Origin of the sequence: Iodobacter sp. CM08 (assembly GCF_033446605.1) — a bacterium.
Taxonomy (GTDB): Bacteria; Pseudomonadota; Gammaproteobacteria; order Burkholderiales; family Chitinibacteraceae; genus Iodobacter.
Map to the genome: position 1 here is coordinate 1 of NZ_JAWQUO010000100.1, position 1,070 is coordinate 1,070.

Here is a 1,070-nt window from a genome sequence, read left to right on the forward strand (position 1 = left end):
CAGAACGCTTCATGGCTATCCCTCAGCTTTTTAAACGGCGTAGCTACGCCAGGAATATAGGTTTTACGGTATAAAAGTGGATCGGTTCCCGGCCCTTTTAAATAGGGCTCATCGGCCTTGGCTGTGCCGCTTAATAAAGCCAGCTGCGCCATCGTGCCCTTGCCAGGATAAGCCTCGTAGAGGCGGGCCACATTGCTATGGCAGTATTCGGGCGTATCGCGATATTTATTGTTATTGGTGCCATCGAAAAAAAAGCCGAGAAAGATGTCTTCTTCACAGGTGAGGCAGGAAGGCTCGTCAAAAGCTATCCCACTAACAATTTGCTCTGCACCATCTAGCATCAGAGGTGAGGGGCGGCAAAGCTCAGCAAATCGGGCGCCCATATTATTCTTCCTCAAAGGTTAATGAGCACATTTTCTTGTCAACATTCCACTTGTCTAAACACTCATTAATTAACTGTTTACACGCCTCTCTATTTATTGGTGGATTGCTAGATGTTCTAATAGCTTTTTCTGTACACGACTGCCGCATTCTTGCTGCTCGCTCTTCAAATGACCCAATCCGATACTTAGGCAACGACTGCATACAAAATTTCTTCGTATTTTTCTTTAAACACGCTTCCAGCGGAGGCGCTTTGATTTTGCCTGGCCAATCTGGGTGCGCTGGTTCGACGGGCGAGGCGAGCACTTCCAACTGATGCTCGGGGTAAAACACCAGATACACATCGCCCGGCTTTTGATAGCGGGGTATTTCCTGTGTTTGCCGGTAAATTTCAGGGCGAATTTCCTTATCGGCCTCTTGCCATTCCACCTTGATTTTAATCCCCGGCCGCCAGACTTTAGGCAAGTTCACGCAGCAGCTTTTGGCCCCACCCGCCGCCAGCGGCACAACAATCCCTCCGGCAATCGCTTCTTTTGGGCTGCCGCCCGACACATCAAAGGCGGTGTATTTAATTTCTAAATCGGCGTTGTAATTCACCTGATCCACCGACACCGTTACGCTATCAGCAGGCACTGCCGCTACGGCGGCGTCATCAGATGAGGGCTCTTTTTGGCAGGCAAACAATAATG

At 49.5% G+C, this 1,070-nt stretch carries 1 protein-coding gene and 1 pseudogene; both read right to left on the bottom strand.

Annotated elements, in window-relative coordinates:
- Positions 1-383 (bottom strand): annotated as a pseudogene (locus R6242_RS22240) (hypothetical protein); the annotation flags it as partial.
- Position 384: 1 nt separating this feature from the next.
- Positions 385-1,070: DUF3304 domain-containing protein (locus tag R6242_RS22245; protein WP_318431081.1), on the bottom strand; the 686-nt coding region annotated here is incomplete at its 5' end.